Annotated in this window: 16 protein-coding genes and 1 pseudogene; 7 read left to right on the forward strand and 10 right to left on the reverse strand. The window is 63.2% G+C overall.

From position 1 onward, the window contains the following. Nucleotides 1-80: 80 nt before the first annotated feature. Entirely contained in the window at nucleotides 81-1433 is a 1353-nt protein-coding gene (locus RQH62_RS18110) for a glycoside hydrolase family 27 protein (protein WP_311270136.1), read from the forward strand. Between the two features lie 147 nt (nucleotides 1434-1580). On the opposite strand, the gene RQH62_RS18115 is transcribed toward RQH62_RS18110, so the two are convergent. Together RQH62_RS18115 and RQH62_RS18120 are read right to left on the reverse strand one after the other, a co-directional pair. Beyond that, nucleotides 1581-3230 (reverse strand): M28 family metallopeptidase, encoded by a 1650-nt coding sequence (locus RQH62_RS18115; protein ID WP_311270137.1) that lies wholly within the window; start codon nucleotides 3228-3230, stop codon nucleotides 1581-1583. 44 nt (nucleotides 3231-3274) lie between these two features. Beyond that, the gene (locus RQH62_RS18120) at nucleotides 3275-3931 is read right to left on the reverse strand and encodes a glutathione S-transferase (RefSeq protein WP_311270120.1); all 657 of its coding nucleotides are present in this window, start codon (nucleotides 3929-3931) and stop codon (nucleotides 3275-3277) included. A gap of 127 nt (nucleotides 3932-4058) precedes the next feature. Between RQH62_RS18120 and RQH62_RS18125 the strand changes: the two genes are divergently transcribed. Continuing rightward, entirely contained in the window at nucleotides 4059-5282 is a 1224-nt protein-coding gene (locus RQH62_RS18125; protein WP_311270121.1) for a polyhydroxyalkanoate depolymerase, read from the forward strand. A gap of 200 nt (nucleotides 5283-5482) precedes the next feature. Here RQH62_RS18125 and RQH62_RS18130 read toward each other — a convergent pair whose 3' ends face one another. The 7 genes from RQH62_RS18130 to RQH62_RS18160 form a co-directional block, all read right to left on the reverse strand. Then, nucleotides 5483-5791, reverse strand: coding sequence for a YdeI/OmpD-associated family protein (locus RQH62_RS18130; RefSeq protein ID WP_311270122.1), 309 nt, complete (start codon nucleotides 5789-5791; stop codon nucleotides 5483-5485). Between the two features lie 69 nt (nucleotides 5792-5860). After that, nucleotides 5861-6214: a YbaN family protein gene (locus tag RQH62_RS18135; RefSeq protein ID WP_311270123.1), complete on the reverse strand. Its 354-nt coding sequence runs from the start codon at nucleotides 6212-6214 to the stop codon at nucleotides 5861-5863. 148 nt (nucleotides 6215-6362) lie between these two features. Then, nucleotides 6363-7247, reverse strand: coding sequence for a hypothetical protein (locus RQH62_RS18140; RefSeq protein ID WP_311270124.1), 885 nt, complete (start codon nucleotides 7245-7247; stop codon nucleotides 6363-6365). 231 nt (nucleotides 7248-7478) lie between these two features. Then, a complete protein-coding gene (locus RQH62_RS18145; RefSeq protein ID WP_311270138.1) occupies nucleotides 7479-8786 on the reverse strand; it encodes a HAMP domain-containing sensor histidine kinase in 1308 nt (435 codons plus the stop codon). Between the two features lie 152 nt (nucleotides 8787-8938). Next, nucleotides 8939-9604 (reverse strand): response regulator transcription factor, encoded by a 666-nt coding sequence (locus tag RQH62_RS18150; RefSeq protein ID WP_311270125.1) that lies wholly within the window; start codon nucleotides 9602-9604, stop codon nucleotides 8939-8941. Between the two features lie 49 nt (nucleotides 9605-9653). Further along, the gene (locus tag RQH62_RS18155) at nucleotides 9654-10004 is read right to left on the reverse strand and encodes a hypothetical protein (RefSeq protein WP_311270126.1); all 351 of its coding nucleotides are present in this window, start codon (nucleotides 10002-10004) and stop codon (nucleotides 9654-9656) included. Between the two features lie 137 nt (nucleotides 10005-10141). After that, nucleotides 10142-10873 (reverse strand): SIMPL domain-containing protein, encoded by a 732-nt coding sequence (locus RQH62_RS18160; protein ID WP_311270127.1) that lies wholly within the window; start codon nucleotides 10871-10873, stop codon nucleotides 10142-10144. A 140-nt stretch (nucleotides 10874-11013) separates the two neighbouring features. Here RQH62_RS18160 and RQH62_RS18165 point away from each other — a divergent pair, with 140 nt between their 5' ends. The 5 genes from RQH62_RS18165 to RQH62_RS18185 all read left to right on the forward strand — a co-directional run bounded on the left by RQH62_RS18165 (nucleotide 11014) and on the right by RQH62_RS18185 (nucleotide 16437). Beyond that, nucleotides 11014-12807 carry an ABC-F family ATP-binding cassette domain-containing protein gene (locus RQH62_RS18165; RefSeq protein ID WP_311270128.1) on the forward strand — a complete coding sequence of 598 codons (1794 nt, stop codon included), beginning with the start codon at nucleotides 11014-11016 and terminating at the stop codon, nucleotides 12805-12807. A gap of 132 nt (nucleotides 12808-12939) precedes the next feature. Next, nucleotides 12940-13650 carry a VIT family protein gene (locus RQH62_RS18170; protein ID WP_311270129.1) on the forward strand — a complete coding sequence of 237 codons (711 nt, stop codon included), beginning with the start codon at nucleotides 12940-12942 and terminating at the stop codon, nucleotides 13648-13650. A 41-nt stretch (nucleotides 13651-13691) separates the two neighbouring features. Beyond that, nucleotides 13692-14237 (forward strand): glutathione peroxidase, encoded by a 546-nt coding sequence (locus tag RQH62_RS18175; RefSeq protein ID WP_311270130.1) that lies wholly within the window; start codon nucleotides 13692-13694, stop codon nucleotides 14235-14237. 47 nt (nucleotides 14238-14284) lie between these two features. Beyond that, the gene (locus RQH62_RS18180) at nucleotides 14285-15562 is read left to right on the forward strand and encodes a M20/M25/M40 family metallo-hydrolase (protein WP_311270139.1); all 1278 of its coding nucleotides are present in this window, start codon (nucleotides 14285-14287) and stop codon (nucleotides 15560-15562) included. Nucleotides 15563-15792: 230 nt separating this feature from the next. Continuing rightward, the gene (locus RQH62_RS18185) at nucleotides 15793-16437 is read left to right on the forward strand and encodes a trimeric intracellular cation channel family protein (protein WP_311270131.1); all 645 of its coding nucleotides are present in this window, start codon (nucleotides 15793-15795) and stop codon (nucleotides 16435-16437) included. Nucleotides 16438-16695: 258 nt separating this feature from the next. Here RQH62_RS18185 and RQH62_RS18190 read toward each other — a convergent pair. Beyond that, a pseudogene (locus tag RQH62_RS18190) lies at nucleotides 16696-16812 on the reverse strand (IS5/IS1182 family transposase); the annotation flags it as partial.

A 16812-nucleotide genomic window follows, 5' to 3' on the forward strand; every position in this document is an offset into this window, starting at 1 on the left:
AAATGAGATCTCAGCCTTCGCTGGGATGACGGAGGTTGCATTTCGCAGCGCCGTCCTATTAACTCCGACAAATGATGAGGATGACTATGAAGGCCAGCCGCCGCGAGATGCTCGCGGGCGGTGTGGCAGGGCTTGCGGCTGCGGGAGCAGTGCGCGCGGGGGCAGCACCGGTGGAGCGGGGTGGGGCCATGTTGGCGCCACGCCCGCCGATGGGGTGGAATAGCTGGAACAGCTTTGCCACGACCATTACCGAGCGCCAAGCGCGCGAAACCGCCAAGATCATGGCGGAGAAGTTGCTGCCGTTCGGCTATGACATCTTCACGGTCGATATTCAGTGGTATGAACCGGACGCATCCAGCTACACCTATAATGCGAAGCCCAAGCCGGCGATGGACGGCTATGGGCGGATGATCCCGGCGCCCAATCGCTTTCCGTCTAGTGCGGGGGGCAAGGGGTTTACGCAATTGGCGAAAGAGGTTCATGCGCTGGGCATGCAATTCGGCATTCATGTGATGCGCGGCATCCCGCGTGCTGCGGTGGAGGCGAACCTGCCGATCCTGGGCACCAGCTATCGCGCGGCCGATGTGGCGGACAAGAGCAGCGTCTGTTCCTGGAATCCGGATATGTATGGCGTCGACATGACGCGGCCGGGCGCGCAGGCCTATTATGACAGCATCTTCCGCCTCTATGCCGAATGGGGCGTCGATTTCGTCAAGATGGACGATATGAGCCGGCCCTATGACGCCCATGCGCCGGAGATCGAGGCGGCGCACAAGGCGATCGTCGCGACGGGGCGGCAGATTATTCTCAGCCTGTCGCCGGGGGAAACGCCGGTGATCCGGGGCGATCATGTGCGCAAATATGCGCAGATGTGGCGGATTTCCGATGACTTCTGGGATGACTGGGGAATGCTGGAGGCGCAGTTTACCCGGCTGGAGAACTGGACGCCTTATCGCGGGCCGGGCAGTTGGCCGGATGCGGACATGCTGCCGCTGGGGCGGCTGGCGCTGGGCGAGCGGGATACGCGCTTTACGCCCGATGAGCAGAAGACGCTGATGACCTTGTGGGCGATCGCGCGGTCGCCGCTGATCATGGGCGGAGATTTGCGGCATCTGGATGCGGCGACGCTGGCGTTGCTGACCAATAGAGAGGTGATCGCGGTCAATCAGGCGAGCCAGGGCAATTGTCCGCATTTCGTGGAGGATGGCGTGCGGGTCTGGTCGGCGGTGCCGGAGGATGGGAAAGGGCGCTATGTCGCTTTGTTCAACACCGGCGACAAGCCGCGCGAGGTTGGCGTCACGTTGCGCGATTTGGGCGTGAGTGGGCCGGTGGCGGTGCGGGATTTGTGGGCCGGCGCGGCGCTGGGGCAGCAGGCGGAGCGGGTGTCGGCGATGCTGCCGGCGCATGGGAGCGCGTTGTATCGGTTGGGTTAAAAAGGGCCGTTCGTTTCGAGCCCTTCGGCTGCCGCAGGGCTCGAAGCGAACGGATCAAACTTTGAACGGTGGGGCCTTCGTAGGAGGCTCGCTGCGCTCGCTACCCACCCCCTGCCCCTCCCTTGAAAGGGAGGGGAGTAGGTTGCGTTACTTCCTTGCCGCCGTGCTCTTGTCGCGCGCTGCCTTGAATTCCGATCCGGCTTTCCACTGCGGCCAGCGGGTGGAGGTGGCGAGGTCGCGGCCGATGTCGAGCATCAGGTCCACGTCTTGCGCGGCGCCGTCCAGCTTCCATGTGTCGTCCACGGCATCGCAGGCCTGATGATAGCATTTGCCGGTATAGGCATCGATCCACGCCTGACCCGCTGCCCGGCCGCCCTCCACCATGTCGGATGCGCCGGCGAGGCCCATCATCAGCAGCACGGGCACGCCGCGCTTGGCCATGGAGAAATGGTCGGCGCGATAGAAGAGGCCGCGTTCGGGCAGGCTTTCCTGCGTGATGACGCGGCCCTGCGCCGTGGCGAATTTGGCCAGATCATCTTCAAGGCTGTTCTGGCCCTTGCCGATCAGGATCACGTCCTTCGCCTTGCCGGCGGTCTGGAGGACGTCGATGGTCAGGTTCGCGACGGTCTTGTCCAGCGGATAGACCGGGTTCTGGGCATAATGTTCGGAACCGAGCAGGCCGCGTTCTTCCGCCGTCCATGCCGCGAAGACGATGGAGCGGTCGGGCGCCGGGGCAGCTTTGAAGGCGCGGGCGATTTCGAACAGACCGGCGAGGCCAAGCGCATCGTCATTGGCGCCGGCGCGGTAGATGCGGCCCTGCGCGTCGGGCTTGCCTTCGCCATAGGCGTCCCAATGCGCGCCATACATGACGGTTTCGTCGGGGCGCTTGGCGCCGGGGATGCGGGCGAGGACGTTGGCGCTTTGCACCACTTCCTGTTTGACCGGGAAGGCGGCGGAGAAGGTTGCGCCCTTCAGTTCGACAGGCTTGAACTTCGCCGAGCGGGCCTGTTTGCGCAGGGTGGCGAGATCCTGATCGGCGCCGCTGAACAGGGCTTTGGCCGCGTCACCCTCGACCCAGCCCTGCACTTGCAGGCTGGTCAGCTTGTCGGCGGGGCGGACGAGATCGTAATTTTCGCCGCTGGGGCTGACCACCACGTTCCAGCCATAGCCGGCGCCCGGCGTGTCATGGACGATCAGCGCACCGATCGCGCCGCGACGGGCGGCTTCCTCGAACTTGTAGGTCCAGCGGCCATAATAGGTCATGGTTTTGCCGCCGAACTTGCCGAACGGGTCCTCGCCCTTGGCGGCTTCGAAATCCGGGTCGTTGATGAGGAAGACGGCGACCTTGCCCTTCAGGTCCGCGCCCTTGAAATCGTCCCAGCCGCGTTCGGGGGCGGAGACGCCATAGCCTACGAAGACCATCGGCGCATTGGCGACGGCGACCTTGTCCTTGGGCTGGAGCGTGGAGAGATAGACTTGTTTGCCGAAGGTCCAGGGGGCAGCGGCGCCATTCTGGGCAACCGACAGGGTTTCCGACTGGCCGAGGCGGGTGTGGAGCAGGGGCACGGTCTGCACCCACTGGCCGTCCGGGCCGCCCGGTTCCAGCCCCAGTTGCTCGAAGCGGGCGACGAGATAGCCGATCGTGCGTTCTTCGCCGATGGTGCCGGGCGCGCGGCCCTGAAACAGATCGGAGGCCAGCGTGCGGACCGATTGTTCGAGGCGGGCCGGCTCGACGGTCTGGGCGTGAACAGGAAGGGCGGCGGTCAGGCCGAGGGCCAGAGCGAAGGTGCGTGTCATCATGGCCCCGCTCTAACCCCCCGGTGCGATGGGGGAAAGGCTGTTTAAAACTCGGTTTCGAGTTCGATCATCTCGTCCGGTTCGGCGCGGGCATCCTCTATCCATTCGCGCATCAGGGGCCAACTGTTGATGGTTTCGCAATAGTCGGCGGATTTGCGCGATACGGCCACGGCATAGGTGAGGAAGCGCTGTGCCACGGGCGCGAACATGGCGTCGGCCACGGTCGGTTCGTCGCCGAACAGCCAGGGGCCGCCATAGCTGTCCAGACATTCGGCCCAGATGGTTTCCACCCGCTCGATATCCGGGCGGGCGCCGGGGAAGACCGGGAATTTGCTGTGCCGGACCTTGAGGTTCATCGGCAGGGCGGAGCGGAGATTGGCGAAACCGGAATGGATTTCGCCGGAGACGGACCGGCAATGGGCGCGCGCCTTCCGATCGGCGGGGTACATGCCGACATTGGGATAAAGTTCGTGCAGATATTCGGCGATGGCCAGCGTGTCCCATACGCTGGCGCCCTCATGGGTCAGGCGGGGGACCAGCACGGAGGGGGAGAGAAGCAGCAGTTCGGCGCGATTTTCGGGGTCATCCAGCGCAACCATCTGTTCCACCACCCGCAACCCCGCGAGTCGGCACAAAAGCCAGCCGCGCAGCGACCAGGAGGAATAATTCTTGCTGGACAGAGTGAGTGTCGCGACCGCCATGGTGACTCTCCTAACTTAGACCAAAGTCACATTTATGATGATGCAGCGCAACATAAAAAGCATGTATAGCGTTGCATCAAAATACTGATTCGATTTCGGGTTCACAGGACAAGGCTCAGCCATCATCATGCGCATGCTCTACAGCGGTTATCAGGCTTTGAATGACATGCTGGCCCCGGCGCGGTTCGGGGCGCAGGTCGCGCTGGGCATGCGCGACAAGATGGGGCCGATGGCCGACTGGGCGATGCCGCGCCGCATGTTCGCGCTGATGGACGTGTTTCAGGGGGCCAAGCTGACCCACAAGCGGCCGGCCTATGACATTCATACCGTCACGAGCGGCAATGCCGAAGTGTCGGTGCGCGAGGAGATTGCGCTGGAACTGCCGTTCGGCGACCTGCTGCATTTCGTGAAGGATGAGGTCGAGGCGGAACAGCCGCGCGTATTGGTGGTGGCGCCGATGTCGGGGCATTTTTCCACCCTGTTGCGCAGTACGGTGCATACGCTGTTACAGGACCATGATGTCTATATCACCGACTGGAAAAATGCGCGCGACGTGCCGCTGGAAGCCGGGCGCTTTGGCTTCGACGATTATGTCGATTACATCATCCAGTATTTGCAGGAACTGGGCGAGGGCGCGCATCTGGTATCGGTGTGCCAGCCCTGCGTGCCGGCGATGGCGGCGGTGGCGCTGATGTCGGAGGACAAGGACCGGGCGACGCCCCGGTCGATGACGCTGATGGGCGGGCCGATCGACCCCAATGCAGCGCCGACCGCAGTGAATGACCTGGCCAATGAGAAGTCGATCGAATGGTTTGAGGAGAATCTGATCTCCGTCGTGCCGTTCCGCTATGCCGGGCGCGGGCGGGAGGTCTATCCGGGCTTCCTGCAACTGTCGGCCTTCATGGCGATGAACATGGACCGGCACGGGTCGCAGCATCGCGAATTGTATCAGTTGCTCGCCGACGGCAAGACGGTCGAGGCCGACAAGATCAAGACATTCTATGAGGAATATTTCGCGGTCCTCGACATGACCAAGGAATTCTACCTCGAAACCGTGGACATGGTGTTCCAGCGGACCTTGCTGGCGAAGGGCGAATTGACGGTGCGCGGGCGTAAGGTCAATCCGGGCGCGATCCGTAATACGGCTTTGCTGACGGTCGAAGGCGAGCGCGACGATGTGTGCGCGGTGGGCCAGACGTCGGCGGCCCATGCGCTGTGCACCGGGCTGCGGCCGCATATGAAGCGCCACCATCTGCAACCGGGCGTCGGCCATTATGGCGTGTTTTCCGGCAGCAAATGGGAAAAGCAGGTCTATCCGCAGGTGCGGAACATGATCCTGGCGATGAACTGAGGGCGGGCCGCGCGATAGGATCGGCGCGGCTTAACTTCGCATATTTCCCACTGATTTTGATATTTCCGTGCGTGACGGCGACAGGAAGTTACGTTTTGTCGTCGGGTGGGACGGGCGTTGACGATGGGAAAGAGCCGACAGGCTTTTACCAGCGCGGCGCCGTGTAGGACAGATTTTGGTGGGGTAGCGGGTTGCCCCGGTCAGCCCTTTTTCTGCTTGTCGATCAGGACGGCCTGCTGCCATGTGCCGGGGGCCTTGTCGGTGCGGTGGATGCAGCCCGCCCAGCAGCAGGGGCGCTTCTTGCCCTCCAGCAATTCCTCACAGGTGCGGGTGATGCGGCGTTCGCGGGTCTTTGCCTGTTTGGCATCATCGACCCAGCAGATGAATTCGTTGCGGCCGAGCGGGGGCAGGCCTTCCCAAAGCTGGAGGATGTGTGGGTCCGATCGGAGGGCGGCTTGCAGGTCTTGCGCGGCTTCATGGACCGTGCCGTGGGCGAAAGCGTCTGACATAGGCTGGTTCCCGGTGGTGCGGGCATAGTCTGGCTGCGGCGATGGCGGATGTCCATGGCGGCGCGGTGGTCAGCGTTCCGGGCGGGTCCATATCCAGCGGCCGCCGATCAGCGCGGCGGCGACGGGGACGAGATACCAGGGCCAGGGCGAGAAGATCAGCGCCAATATGACGCTGAAGGCGAAGGCGGCGAGGGCGGCCTTCTTGCCCCGGCGGCTGATCGCGCCATGTTCGCGCCAGCGGCGGATATGCGGGCCGAAATGCTTGTGATCCAGTAGTTTGGCTTCAAGGCGCGGGCTGGAGCGGGCGAAGCAGAAGGCGGCGAGGATCATGAAGGGGACGGTGGGCAGCAGCGGCAGGAACGCGCCGATCGTGCCGAGGCCGATCGAGAGGAACCCTGCGATGAGATAGAGGTGCCGCCGCATGGGGTGTCCTGTGGGGTGAGGTTGGTGCTGCTATTGCTTCGCAGGTGCGGGGTGGGATGGCAAGGTGGTTGTGGGGAGGGATGATGGGGGTGGGTGGAGAGCAGGTTGGCGGCTTCGGAAAGCAGTTGAGTGATATCAGCCACAAGATTCACTCGCCGAGGTGAATTTTCTCCCAAGTTATAATGGGGGGCACGGGAGCTTCAGAAGCGTAAGCCATGAACACTTCTCGCACTTCCTCGAAATCAAACAGATCTTTTTGGCGTTCAGCGAGCCGCAAATTATCTTTGCGGCGTAACGCTCGGAAGTGCTCAAAACTTCCTCCATCTCGCTTCTCCACGATATAGGCACCGTCGCGAGAGGCAGTTTGTATGTAAGTTTCTGGACCTGCCTCCAAGATCACAAAACTGCCGGTTCCAACCGCGATTAACGCATCATGGATCGCATTGGGCGTGACTATGCCTGAAAATCTTTCCCCCCCGATAAACATGACCAACTCGCTGGAGATGGCGGCTGCGGCTGATTTCCTTCGAAGCGTTTTTCCAGAGACAGTTAGAGTGTCACGAAGAAATCGGGTGAGAGGTTCAGCCTCTCGTCGATCTTTGTGCGCCAACCAATAGATAAGCGGCCCTCCAAGGAGGAAAAACACCGCGATCACCAGTAGCTGAGGAAATGACGCAGCCCCTTCCAAAATTAGTTTGTATATTAAGAAAATCATAAACGGGATAAGGAGCGAAAACATGGCCACACCGTTGAGGTCGGACCCCGCTCTGCCACGCACTCGCGTCCCTGCAGCATCCTTGGAAATCACTCCGAACAACATCGGGCCGTTTTGGTCAAACGCACTAAACCAGAGGCATATCAACGGTCCGACAACCCAACCGCGCGCACCATTCTTGGCGTCGAGCCACCCCTTCTTACGCGACTTAATGGCGATTTTTACTTCACTTGGTGACATCGGCGAGTTGATTTCAAAACGATAGCCAAAAGGTTCAAATGGCATATGATATTGATCCCCAGACGCAACGTTGTTCACATCTGGCTCAGTGGCCGGTTTCGGACAAGAACAAGGTAAAGCGGAACAGCAATTTCTGGTCGTGAACTGCCATTCTCTTATCCCTCTCTTTTCAGGGGGCACCTTGCGAGAACGGGTTGGACTTGCGCCAGTCCCCCTCATCCAACTTCGCCTAACCGCTGCGCGGTAAGGCTTCGTATCCTTCTCCCTCCGAGGGAGAAGGAGGGGTGTCTTTGGTCGCGAGCCGTTGTCTTACGCCGCCGGCAATCTCAGCCTTACCAGCAATCCGCCCAGATCCTCGCTTTCTTCCAGCGCCACCGATCCGCCGTAGATTTCGGCGACGTCGCGGACGATGGCGAGGCCGAGGCCGGTGCCGGGTTTGCCGCTGTCCAGACGGACGCCGCGATCGAAGATGCGGACGCGGTCGGCTTCCGGTATGCCCATGCCGTCATCCTCGACCTGAATTTCCACCATGCCGCCGGTACGGGCTACCACGGTGGCGAAGACGCTGCCGCCGCCATATTTGGCGGCGTTTTCGATGAGATTGCCGAGCATTTCGTCCAGATCCTGCCGCTCGACGCGCACGGCGGCGTCCTTGTCGCCGTCCATGTCGACGCGGGCTTCGGGATAGAGACGTTGCACGGCGCGCTCGACGGCGGTGAGGCTGGCCCAGACTTCTGCACGGCTCTGCGCGGCGCCGCGACGGCCGACGGCGCGGGCGCGCGCGAGATGATGGTCGACCTGTCGCCGCATCGTCGTCGCTTCGCGGATCACGGCGTCGCCAAGGTCGGGCGCCTGCGCGGTGGCGGCGTTCATGATGACGGTCAGCGGGGTCTTGAGCGCATGGGCGAGGTTGCCGGCATGGGTGCGCGCTTCCTCCGCCTGCCGCTCATTATGGGCGAGCAGGGCGTTCAGTTCCTCGACCATGGGGAGGACTTCGGCGGGCATGGGTTCGGTGACGCGGCTTTTCTGGCCGTCACGCATCTTGATGATTTCCAGCCGCACCTTGCGCAGCGGACGCAGGCCGTAGATGGTCTGGAGCGTCGCCAGCATGAACAGGCCAACCGCCAGCAGCGCGAAGCTGTTGAACAGGGTGGTGCGCAGCGTGCGGATCTGGCCGTCCAGCCCTTCGCGCGCCTGCGCCACCATGAACAGCCAGCGGGTGTTGGAGCCGGGCAGGACGACGGTGCGTTCCATGATGCGCAGATCCTCACCGGGAAACTGCTTGCTGTTATAGGTGTGGAGGTGGCGGTCATTATGCTGGGCCGGCACCTTGAGCGCGCGGTCCCACAGCGAGCGGGAGCGCCAGTCTTCATGCCCCTTCGCGCTGATCTGATAATAGAGGCCGCTGCTGGGTTCGAGGAAGCGCTGGTCGGCGAGTTCGCGGTTGAACAGGACTTCGCCGTCCGGGCCGATTTCCGACGCCGCGATCATCGCGGTCAGCACATAGTTCATGCCGTCGTCGAAATTGCGGGTGATCGCGTCGGCCAGCACCCGGTCCAGCGCCACGCCGCCGCCGATCAGCAGCACGCTGATCCACAGCGCGGCAATGCCGATCATCCGCCGGCTGATGGAGCCGGTAGAGCGGACGGGGGGAGGGCTTACTGCGTCAGTCACTATTCACCGTTCGGTTCGAGCCTGTCGAGAACGACAGCGTCAGGGTCCGTTCTCGACAAGCTCGAACCGAACGGGTTGAGGGGCAGTCGTGCCGATCAGCGCCCCGGCTCGTCCAGGCTGTAGCCGAGGCCACGGATAGTGGTGATGACGTCGGCGCCGAGTTTCTTGCGGATGCGGGTGACGAAGACTTCGATCGTGTTGGAATCGCGGTCGAAATCCTGATCGTAAATATGTTCGATCAGTTCGGTGCGGCTGACCACCTTGCCCTTGTGATGGAGCAGATAGGAGAGCAGTTTATATTCCTGCGCGGTCAGCTTTACCGGATCGCCGTTCAGCGTCACCTTGCCCGATCGGGTGTCGAGGCGGACGTCGCCGGCGGTGAGTTCGCTCGACGCATTGCCCGACGCGCGGCGGATGAGCGCGCGCAGGCGGGCGATGAGTTCCTCGCTCTGGAACGGCTTGGCGAGATAATCGTCGGCGCCCGCGTCGAGGCCGGCGACCTTGTCCGACCAGCTGTCGCGCGCGGTGAGGACGAGGACGGGGAAGCTGCGGCCTTCCTTGCGCCAGCGATCCAGCACGGTCAGGCCGTCGATGGTGGGGAGGCCGAGGTCGAGCACGACCGCGTCATAGCTTTCGGTCGCGCCGAGGAAATGGCCGTCTTCGCCATCGGTGGCGAGGTCCACGGCATAGCCGGCGCCTTCCAGCGTGTTCCTGAGCTGCTGGCCCAGATTCGGTTCATCCTCGACAATCAGCAGGCGCATGGGGCTTTTGTCCGTTTCTGTTATGCGTGAATCTTAAAGAGCGCGCGGGTCAGCGCGCCATGCCGATGATATCGCCGGTCCGGCCGTCGGCATCAACCCATACGACCTTGCCGTCCTTCACATATTTGAGGCGATAGCGATTGGAGGACGGGTTGAATTCGCTGCCGACATAGGAAGCGCCATCGACCGCCGCATCGACGCGGCGCTTGATGAGGGAGAAGGGCATGACCTGCCCGTCCAGCATGGCACGGCGCGCGGCATCCTGCTCGTCGCGGCGATTGCCGGCGTCGGCGGCGGGGATGGCCACCGCCAGAGCAAGGGCTGCCGTGATCGCAACGCCCAGAGAGCGGGGGAGGCTGTTCCACTTCATATTCATGGGCATGGCATAGGTGAATGGCATTGAACAGGTGGTGAATGGCGGGAAATTGGCTAATCAATCCGTCATCCCAGCGAATGCTGGGATCTCACTTCTACTTTGTCTCGACGCAGAAAGAAGAGAGATCCCAGCTTCCGCTGGGATGACGGAGAAGGGCAGAGTTACTTTTCCAGTGCGTATTGCACCGTCAGGGTGACGGACGCGCTGACCTGACCGGGTTCGACCGGGGTGACGGGCGCGGCGTCGGCCTTGAACCGCGCGGTCATGGCCATCGGCATGGGCGGCTGGCCGCCGCTGTTGCTTTCGGCGATCGAGACGAGGCGAGCGGTGCGATAGCCGGCCGCCTGCGCATAAAAGTCCGCCTGCGCCTTGGCGCTCTTGAGTGCGGTACCGCGGGCCTGCTGGATCATCGGCGAAGGATCGTCGATCGAGAAGCTGGGGCCGTTGATATTGGTGGCGCCGGCCGCGACGAAGGCGTCGAGCGAGGCGCCGACCTTCTTGATGTCGCGCAGCTTCACGGTCAGCTGGTTGGAGGCTTCATAGCCGATGAAGCGCGGCCCTTCGGGCTGGCCGTTCTGATTGCTGTAATCATATTGGGCGGACAGGTTGATGCCGCTGGTCTGGATGTCCTTTTTCGCGATGCCGACCTTGGCTAGGGCGGCGATCAGCTTTTCGGTCTTGGCGGCATTGTCCTGCATGGCGGCCTGCGCGGTCTGGGCGCGGGTCTGGACGCCAGTGCCGACGGTCGCGACATCGGGCGCGGCTTCGACGCTTTCGGTGACGTTCAATGTCACGACCGGCGCCGTCTCGGCGATGGTGACGCTGGTCTGGGCAACAGCCGCGATCGGAAGGGCGGCGGCGCCGAGCGCCATCAGGGCGAGAGCGGATTTCATGGACGTTTCTCCTCTGTAAGTCCTTGCCCCCATATTTGGCCGGGGTGCGATGAATGGACGCTGTCCTGCGTTGAAAGCCGTCTGAAAGCTTTCCGGTTCCGGTCTTGCCCTGAAGAGTGACAGCGCTTAGCTGCACCTTCATGGCAGCTCCTATTCTCTCGTTCGAAAATCTTGGCCTTTCGCAAGGCTCTCACTGGCTGTTTCGCGGCCTCAATATCGCCGTCGGTGCGCGCGATCGGCTGGCGCTGATCGGGCGCAATGGCGTGGGCAAGACGACTCTGCTGAAATTGCTGGGCGGGCAGATCGAGGCGGATGAGGGCGTACGGTCGGTGCAGCCGGGTGCGCGGGTCATTACGCTGGAGCAGGATCCGGACGTCACGCCGTTCGAGACGCTGCATGATTTTGCGCTGGCAGGCGAGTTCGCGCCACCCGCGCATGAGGTGGAGGCGATCGCCGATCAGCTGGGCATCGACCTCAGCCGGGAAGCGAAGACGGCGAGCGGCGGCGAGCGGCGCCGGGCCGCCATCGCCCGCGCGCTGGCGAGCGAACCGGACCTGCTGTTGCTGGACGAGCCGACCAACCATCTGGATATCGCGGCGATCGACTGGATCGAAAACTGGATGGCGCGCTATAATGGCGCCTTCATCGTCATCAGCCATGACCGCGCCTTTCTGACGCGGTTGACGCGCCAGACTTTGTGGCTGGACCGGGGGCAGATGCGCCGCAACGAGATCGGCTTTGGCGGGTTCGAACAGTGGATGGAAGCGGTCTATGCCGAAGAGGCGCGGGCGGCGGAGAAGCTGGACGCCAAGCTGAAGATCGAGGCGCACTGGCTGGAACGCGGCGTCACCGCGCGGCGCAAGCGCAATCAGGGGCGGCTCGCCAAGCTGTGGGAAATGCGCGAGACGCGCGCGGCGATGCAGGGGCCGCAGGGGACCGCCAAGATCGCGGTGGCGAGCGACGACAGCAAGACCAAGAGCGTCATCAAGGTCGAGCATGTCACCAAGACATTCGGTGCCGAGGAAAATAGGCGCACGATCATCGACGACCTGTCGATCCGGGTGCAGCGCGGCGACCGGATCGGCATCGTCGGCGGCAATGGCGCGGGCAAGTCCACGCTGCTCAAGCTGCTGACCGGCGAACTGGCGCCCGATAGCGGCAGCGTGACGCTGGCCAAGACGCTGGACATGATCTTCATCGACCAGCAGCGCAGCCTGATGCAGGGCGATAAGACGGTCCGCGACGTGCTGGCCGAAGGCGGCGACTGGATCGACGTGCGCGGCGTCCGCAAGCATGTGCATGGGTACCTCAAGGACTTTCTGTTCGATCCGAGTCTTGCCGAGGCGAAGGTCGCGACATTGTCGGGCGGCGAGCGGTCGCGGCTTTTGTTCGCGCGGGAGTTTGCCCGCGAATCCAACCTGCTGGTGCTGGACGAGCCGACCAACGACCTGGATCTGGAGACGCTGGACCTGTTGCAGGAAGTGATCGCGGATTATGACGGGACTGTGCTGATCGTCAGCCATGACCGCGACTTTCTGGATCGTACGGTCACGGTGACTTTGGGGCTGGATGGCACCGGGGTCGTGGACGTGATCGTAGGCGGCTATGCCGACTGGATCGCCAAGCGCGATCCGCGCAAGGCCGCGAAGATCGAGAAGAAGGAAGCCGCGCCGCCGCCGCCGCCCAAGCCGGTGTCGGCCAAGCTGACCTATAAGGATCAGCGCGATCTGGACTTGCTGCCCAAGCGGATCGAGGAGTTGGAGGCGGCGATTGTGCGGGATGAGGAGGCTTTGGCCGATCCGGCGCTCTATACGCGCGATCCGAAGACATTCGCGGCGCTGACCGGGGCGATCGAGAAGGCGCGGGCGGAGAAGGATGCGGCCGAGGAGCGCTGGCTGGAACTGGCGGAAAAGGCCGAGGGGTTGGCGAACTGACCCCTCCCCGTTCGTGCTGAGCCTGTCGAAGCACGCGCGCATGGCTTGACCTGATTGCGCCCTTCGACATTTGATCGAGACAAGTGGCTCGATCAAACAGGACGAACGGATGTTGGGAAACTGGGAGCCACCATGGATACGCAAGCTACGCCAATCCCCCATCATGCCGTCCACTATGTCACCCGTGTCGGCTGGCTGCGTGCGGCGGTGCTGGGGGCCAATGACGGGATCGTGTCGACCGCCAGCCTGATGACCGGCATTGCGGCGTCGGGAGCGTCTTCGCAGGCCATTTTGTTGACGGGCGTGGCGGCTTTAGTCGCGGGCGCCATGTCGATGGCCGCGGGCGAATATGTGTCGGTCAGTGCGCAGTCGGATACGGAGCGGGCGGATCTGGCCAAGGAAGAGAAAGCGCTGCGAACCCAGCCCCATGCCGAATGGGTGGAGTTGCGCGACATCTATGTCGATCGCGGGCTGACGCCGGATCTGGCGGGGCAGGTGGCGCAGCAGTTGATGGCGGCTGATGCGCTGGGCGCCCATGCGCGGGACGAACTGGGCATTTCCGATTCTGTTACGGCGCGGCCGGTGCAGGCGGCGCTGGCATCGGCCGCGAGTTTCGCTGCGGGGGCTGCGCCGCCGGTGGTGGCTGCGGCGATGGCGCCGGCAGGTGGCGCCATAGCGGCGATTGTGGGCATGTGCCTGCTCTGCCTTGCGTTGCTGGGCTATGCCGGTGCGAAGCTGGGCGGGGCGAAGCCGTGGCGGTCGATCGTGCGGACGCTGTTCTGGGGTGTGCTGGCTATGGCGGTGACGGCGGGTGCGGGGCATCTGTTCGGCGCGGCGATTTGATGCCAAGGTCCGGCCCAACCTGATTCCCAAGGAGACGCCCTATGACCGATATCCAGCAAATTCCGCTCAAGACCATCAAGGGGGCGGATGCCAGCCTGGCCGACTATGCGGGCAAGGTGGTGCTGGCGGTCAATGTCGCGTCCAAATGCGGCCTGACCCCGCAATATGAGGGGCTGGAAAAGCTCTATGCCGACTATAAGGACAAGGGGCTGGTGGTCGCCGGCTTCCCCGCCAATGATTTCGGTGCGCAGGAACCGGGCAGCAATGACGAGATCGCGACCTTCTGCACCACCAATTTCGGCGTGGAATTCCCGATGTTCGAAAAGATCGTCGTTACAGGGCCGGACAAGCATCCGCTCTATGCCGCGCTGACCAGCGCGCAGCCCGATGCGCAGGGCGATGGCGCGGCGTTCCGCGAGAAGCTGACCGGCTATGGCATTACGCCCAATCCTGAGCCGGAAGTGCTGTGGAATTTCGAGAAGTTCCTGATCGCCAAGGATGGCAGCGTGGCGGCGCGCTTTGCGCCGACGACCGCGCCGGATGATGCGGCGCTGGTCGCGGCGATCGAGGCGGAACTGGCCAAGTGATCGCGCGGAGTCTGATTGCAAGCGCGCTGCTGCTGGGCGGCGCGCCAATGGCGCATGCGGCGCTCAGCCCGGCGGAGCAGAAGATCGGTGCGACCGTGGAGGCGGGCTATGAGCCGTCGGTCGCGCTGCTCGAAAAGCTGGTGAACCAGAATAGCGGGTCGATGAATCTGGCGGGGGTGAAGGCGGTGGCCGACATGCTGCGGCCGGAGTTCGAGGCGCTGGGCTTTGCCGTGACGTGGAAGCCGATGGAGGCTGCCAAGCGTGCCGGTCACCTGATCGCGGTGCACAAGGGCAAGGCGGGCAGCACGAAGATGCTGCTGATCGGGCATCTGGACACCGTGTTCGAGCCGGATTCGCCATTCCAGAAATTCGTCCGCGAAGGTGACGCCTCTGGTGGTGATTGGGCACGCGGTCCGGGTGTCGCTGACGACAAGGGTGGCGTGGTGACGATGATCCTCGCGCTCAAGGCCATGCAGGCGGCGGGGACGCTGAAGAGCGCGAATATCGAAGTAGTGCTGACCGGGGACGAGGAGGATTCGGGCGATCCGGTGGAGATTGCGCGGGCCGATCTGGTTCAGGCTGGCAAGCGGGCCGATGTGGCGCTCGATTTCGAGGGGCTGAGCCAGGAGGGTGGCAAGGATATGGGGTCGATCGCCCGCCGCTCCTCCAACAACTGGACGCTGACCACGACGGCGAAGTCGGGCCATAGTTCGGGCATTTTCTCTGCCGAGGCGGGGGACGGGGCGGTCTATGAACTGGCGCGGATATTGGTCGCTTTCCGCAAGGAATTGCCGGAGCCGAACCTGACCTTCAATGCCGGGCTGATCGGCGGCGGGCAGAGCGCGGACATCGACAAGGACGGCGTGCGCATCGCGGTGACGGGCAAGACCAACATCATCCCGCCGATCGCGGTGGCGAAGGGCGATTTCCGCACTCTGAGCGAAGAACAGACGCAGCGGGTGCGGGGCAAGATGCAGGCGATCGTAGACCGCGAGCATCTGAACGGCACATCGGCGAAGATCGCCTTCGATCAAGGCTATCCGTCCATGGCTCCGACCCAGGGGAACAAGGCGCTGCTCGGCAAGCTGAACGGCATCAACCGCGACCTTGGCCTGCCGGAAATGGCGGCGCTCGATCCGCTGAAGCGCGGGGCGGGGGACATCAGCTTCGTGGCGGCCGATACGGACGGACTGGTGGGGCTGGGGCTGGCGTCCAGCGGCGACCATAGCCCGGCGGAAAAGGCGGACCTGTCCACCATGAAGCGGCAGGCCAAGCGCGCCGCGATATTGATGAGCCGGCTGGCGGGGGAGAAGGGGCGGAAATAGGGGGAGTGCCCAACCTCCGTTCGTCCTGAGCGAAGTCGAAGGGCGTGGCTGAGCGGAGTGAAGCCAATTCGCTGCGCTCAGTGGAGGGCTTCGACTTCGCTCAGCCCGAACGGTTTTTTTTGGGGACTCTTTTCCGTTCGCTTCGAGCGTAGTCGAGAAGCGGCCAGCGCAATGCTAGTCATGTCTCGACTACGCTCGACACGAATGGATATGGGGCGCTAGATCGGGGGATGCTTCCTCCCACTCCCCTGCTCGTTACATCCATCGGCCCGGTGCTCGAGACATTGAGCATCGTGGGCACGTTCGTGTTCGCTGCGTCCGGGGCGCTGGCGGCGGCACGGTTGCGGCAGACGCTAGTGACATTTTCTTTTTTCGCGCTGGTGACGGGGGTTGGTGGCGGAACAGTGCGCGACCTGTTGATCGGGGCGCCGGTCTTCTGGGTGGTGGATGCGGTGCCGGCGATCGCCTGCATGGGCGCGGCTTTGGTCGTGTGGTTCACCCCGCGACGCTGGTGGAGCGACCGGGCGCTGGACTGGCTCGACGCGATCGGGCTGGCCGCCTTTGCCGTGTTCGGCGCGGCCAAGGCCATGAGTTTCGGCGTGCCGCCCTTCGTCGCGGGAATGATGGGGGTCGTCACCGGCTGCGTCGGCGGCATCATGCGCGATCTGCTGGCGGGCGAGCCGTCCATCCTGTTGCGGCCGGAGCTTTATGTGACGGCGGCGGCGTTCGCGTCGGGGCTGTTCGTGGCGCTGCGCTGGGTCGGGCTGGACGTGCCGGTCGCGGGGGTGATCGCGGCGCTGCTGGGGTTCGGGCTGCGGGCCGTGGCGATCTGGCGCGGGCTGGGGTTGCCGGTGTATCGGGGGGAGGGGGAGTAGTTAGAGGACTGACTGCTCTTGGTAGGCGCAGCCAGAAAAGCGGCCTTAATAAGTTCAGCGATGGATGCGGGTGACAAACAACATTCTGCGTTGTTGAACCGTTTCAAAATAGCCAGTCACTTTCATGTCCACGGTGGCATCCAGAAACATCGAGGACGTCTGCAATTTATTAAGCAGCTTCTCATGTTTCTGTTCAAATAGGTCGCTCTTTGAAAAGTCCAACCCGAAGCCGACTTCTGGACATTGCACTAGAGGCTGTTATGAACCCGCCGCGATTGCCACAGCTTGCTTCATCATGATGCACGCGAACGCGACGACGTGCAGTCCAGCGAGCGTCTGGGCATAACGTTCATAATCCTTTACGAGGCGGCGGAA

It is taken from the genome of Sphingobium sp. WCS2017Hpa-17 (genome assembly GCF_031843765.1).
Classification (GTDB): Bacteria; Pseudomonadota; Alphaproteobacteria; order Sphingomonadales; family Sphingomonadaceae; genus Sphingobium.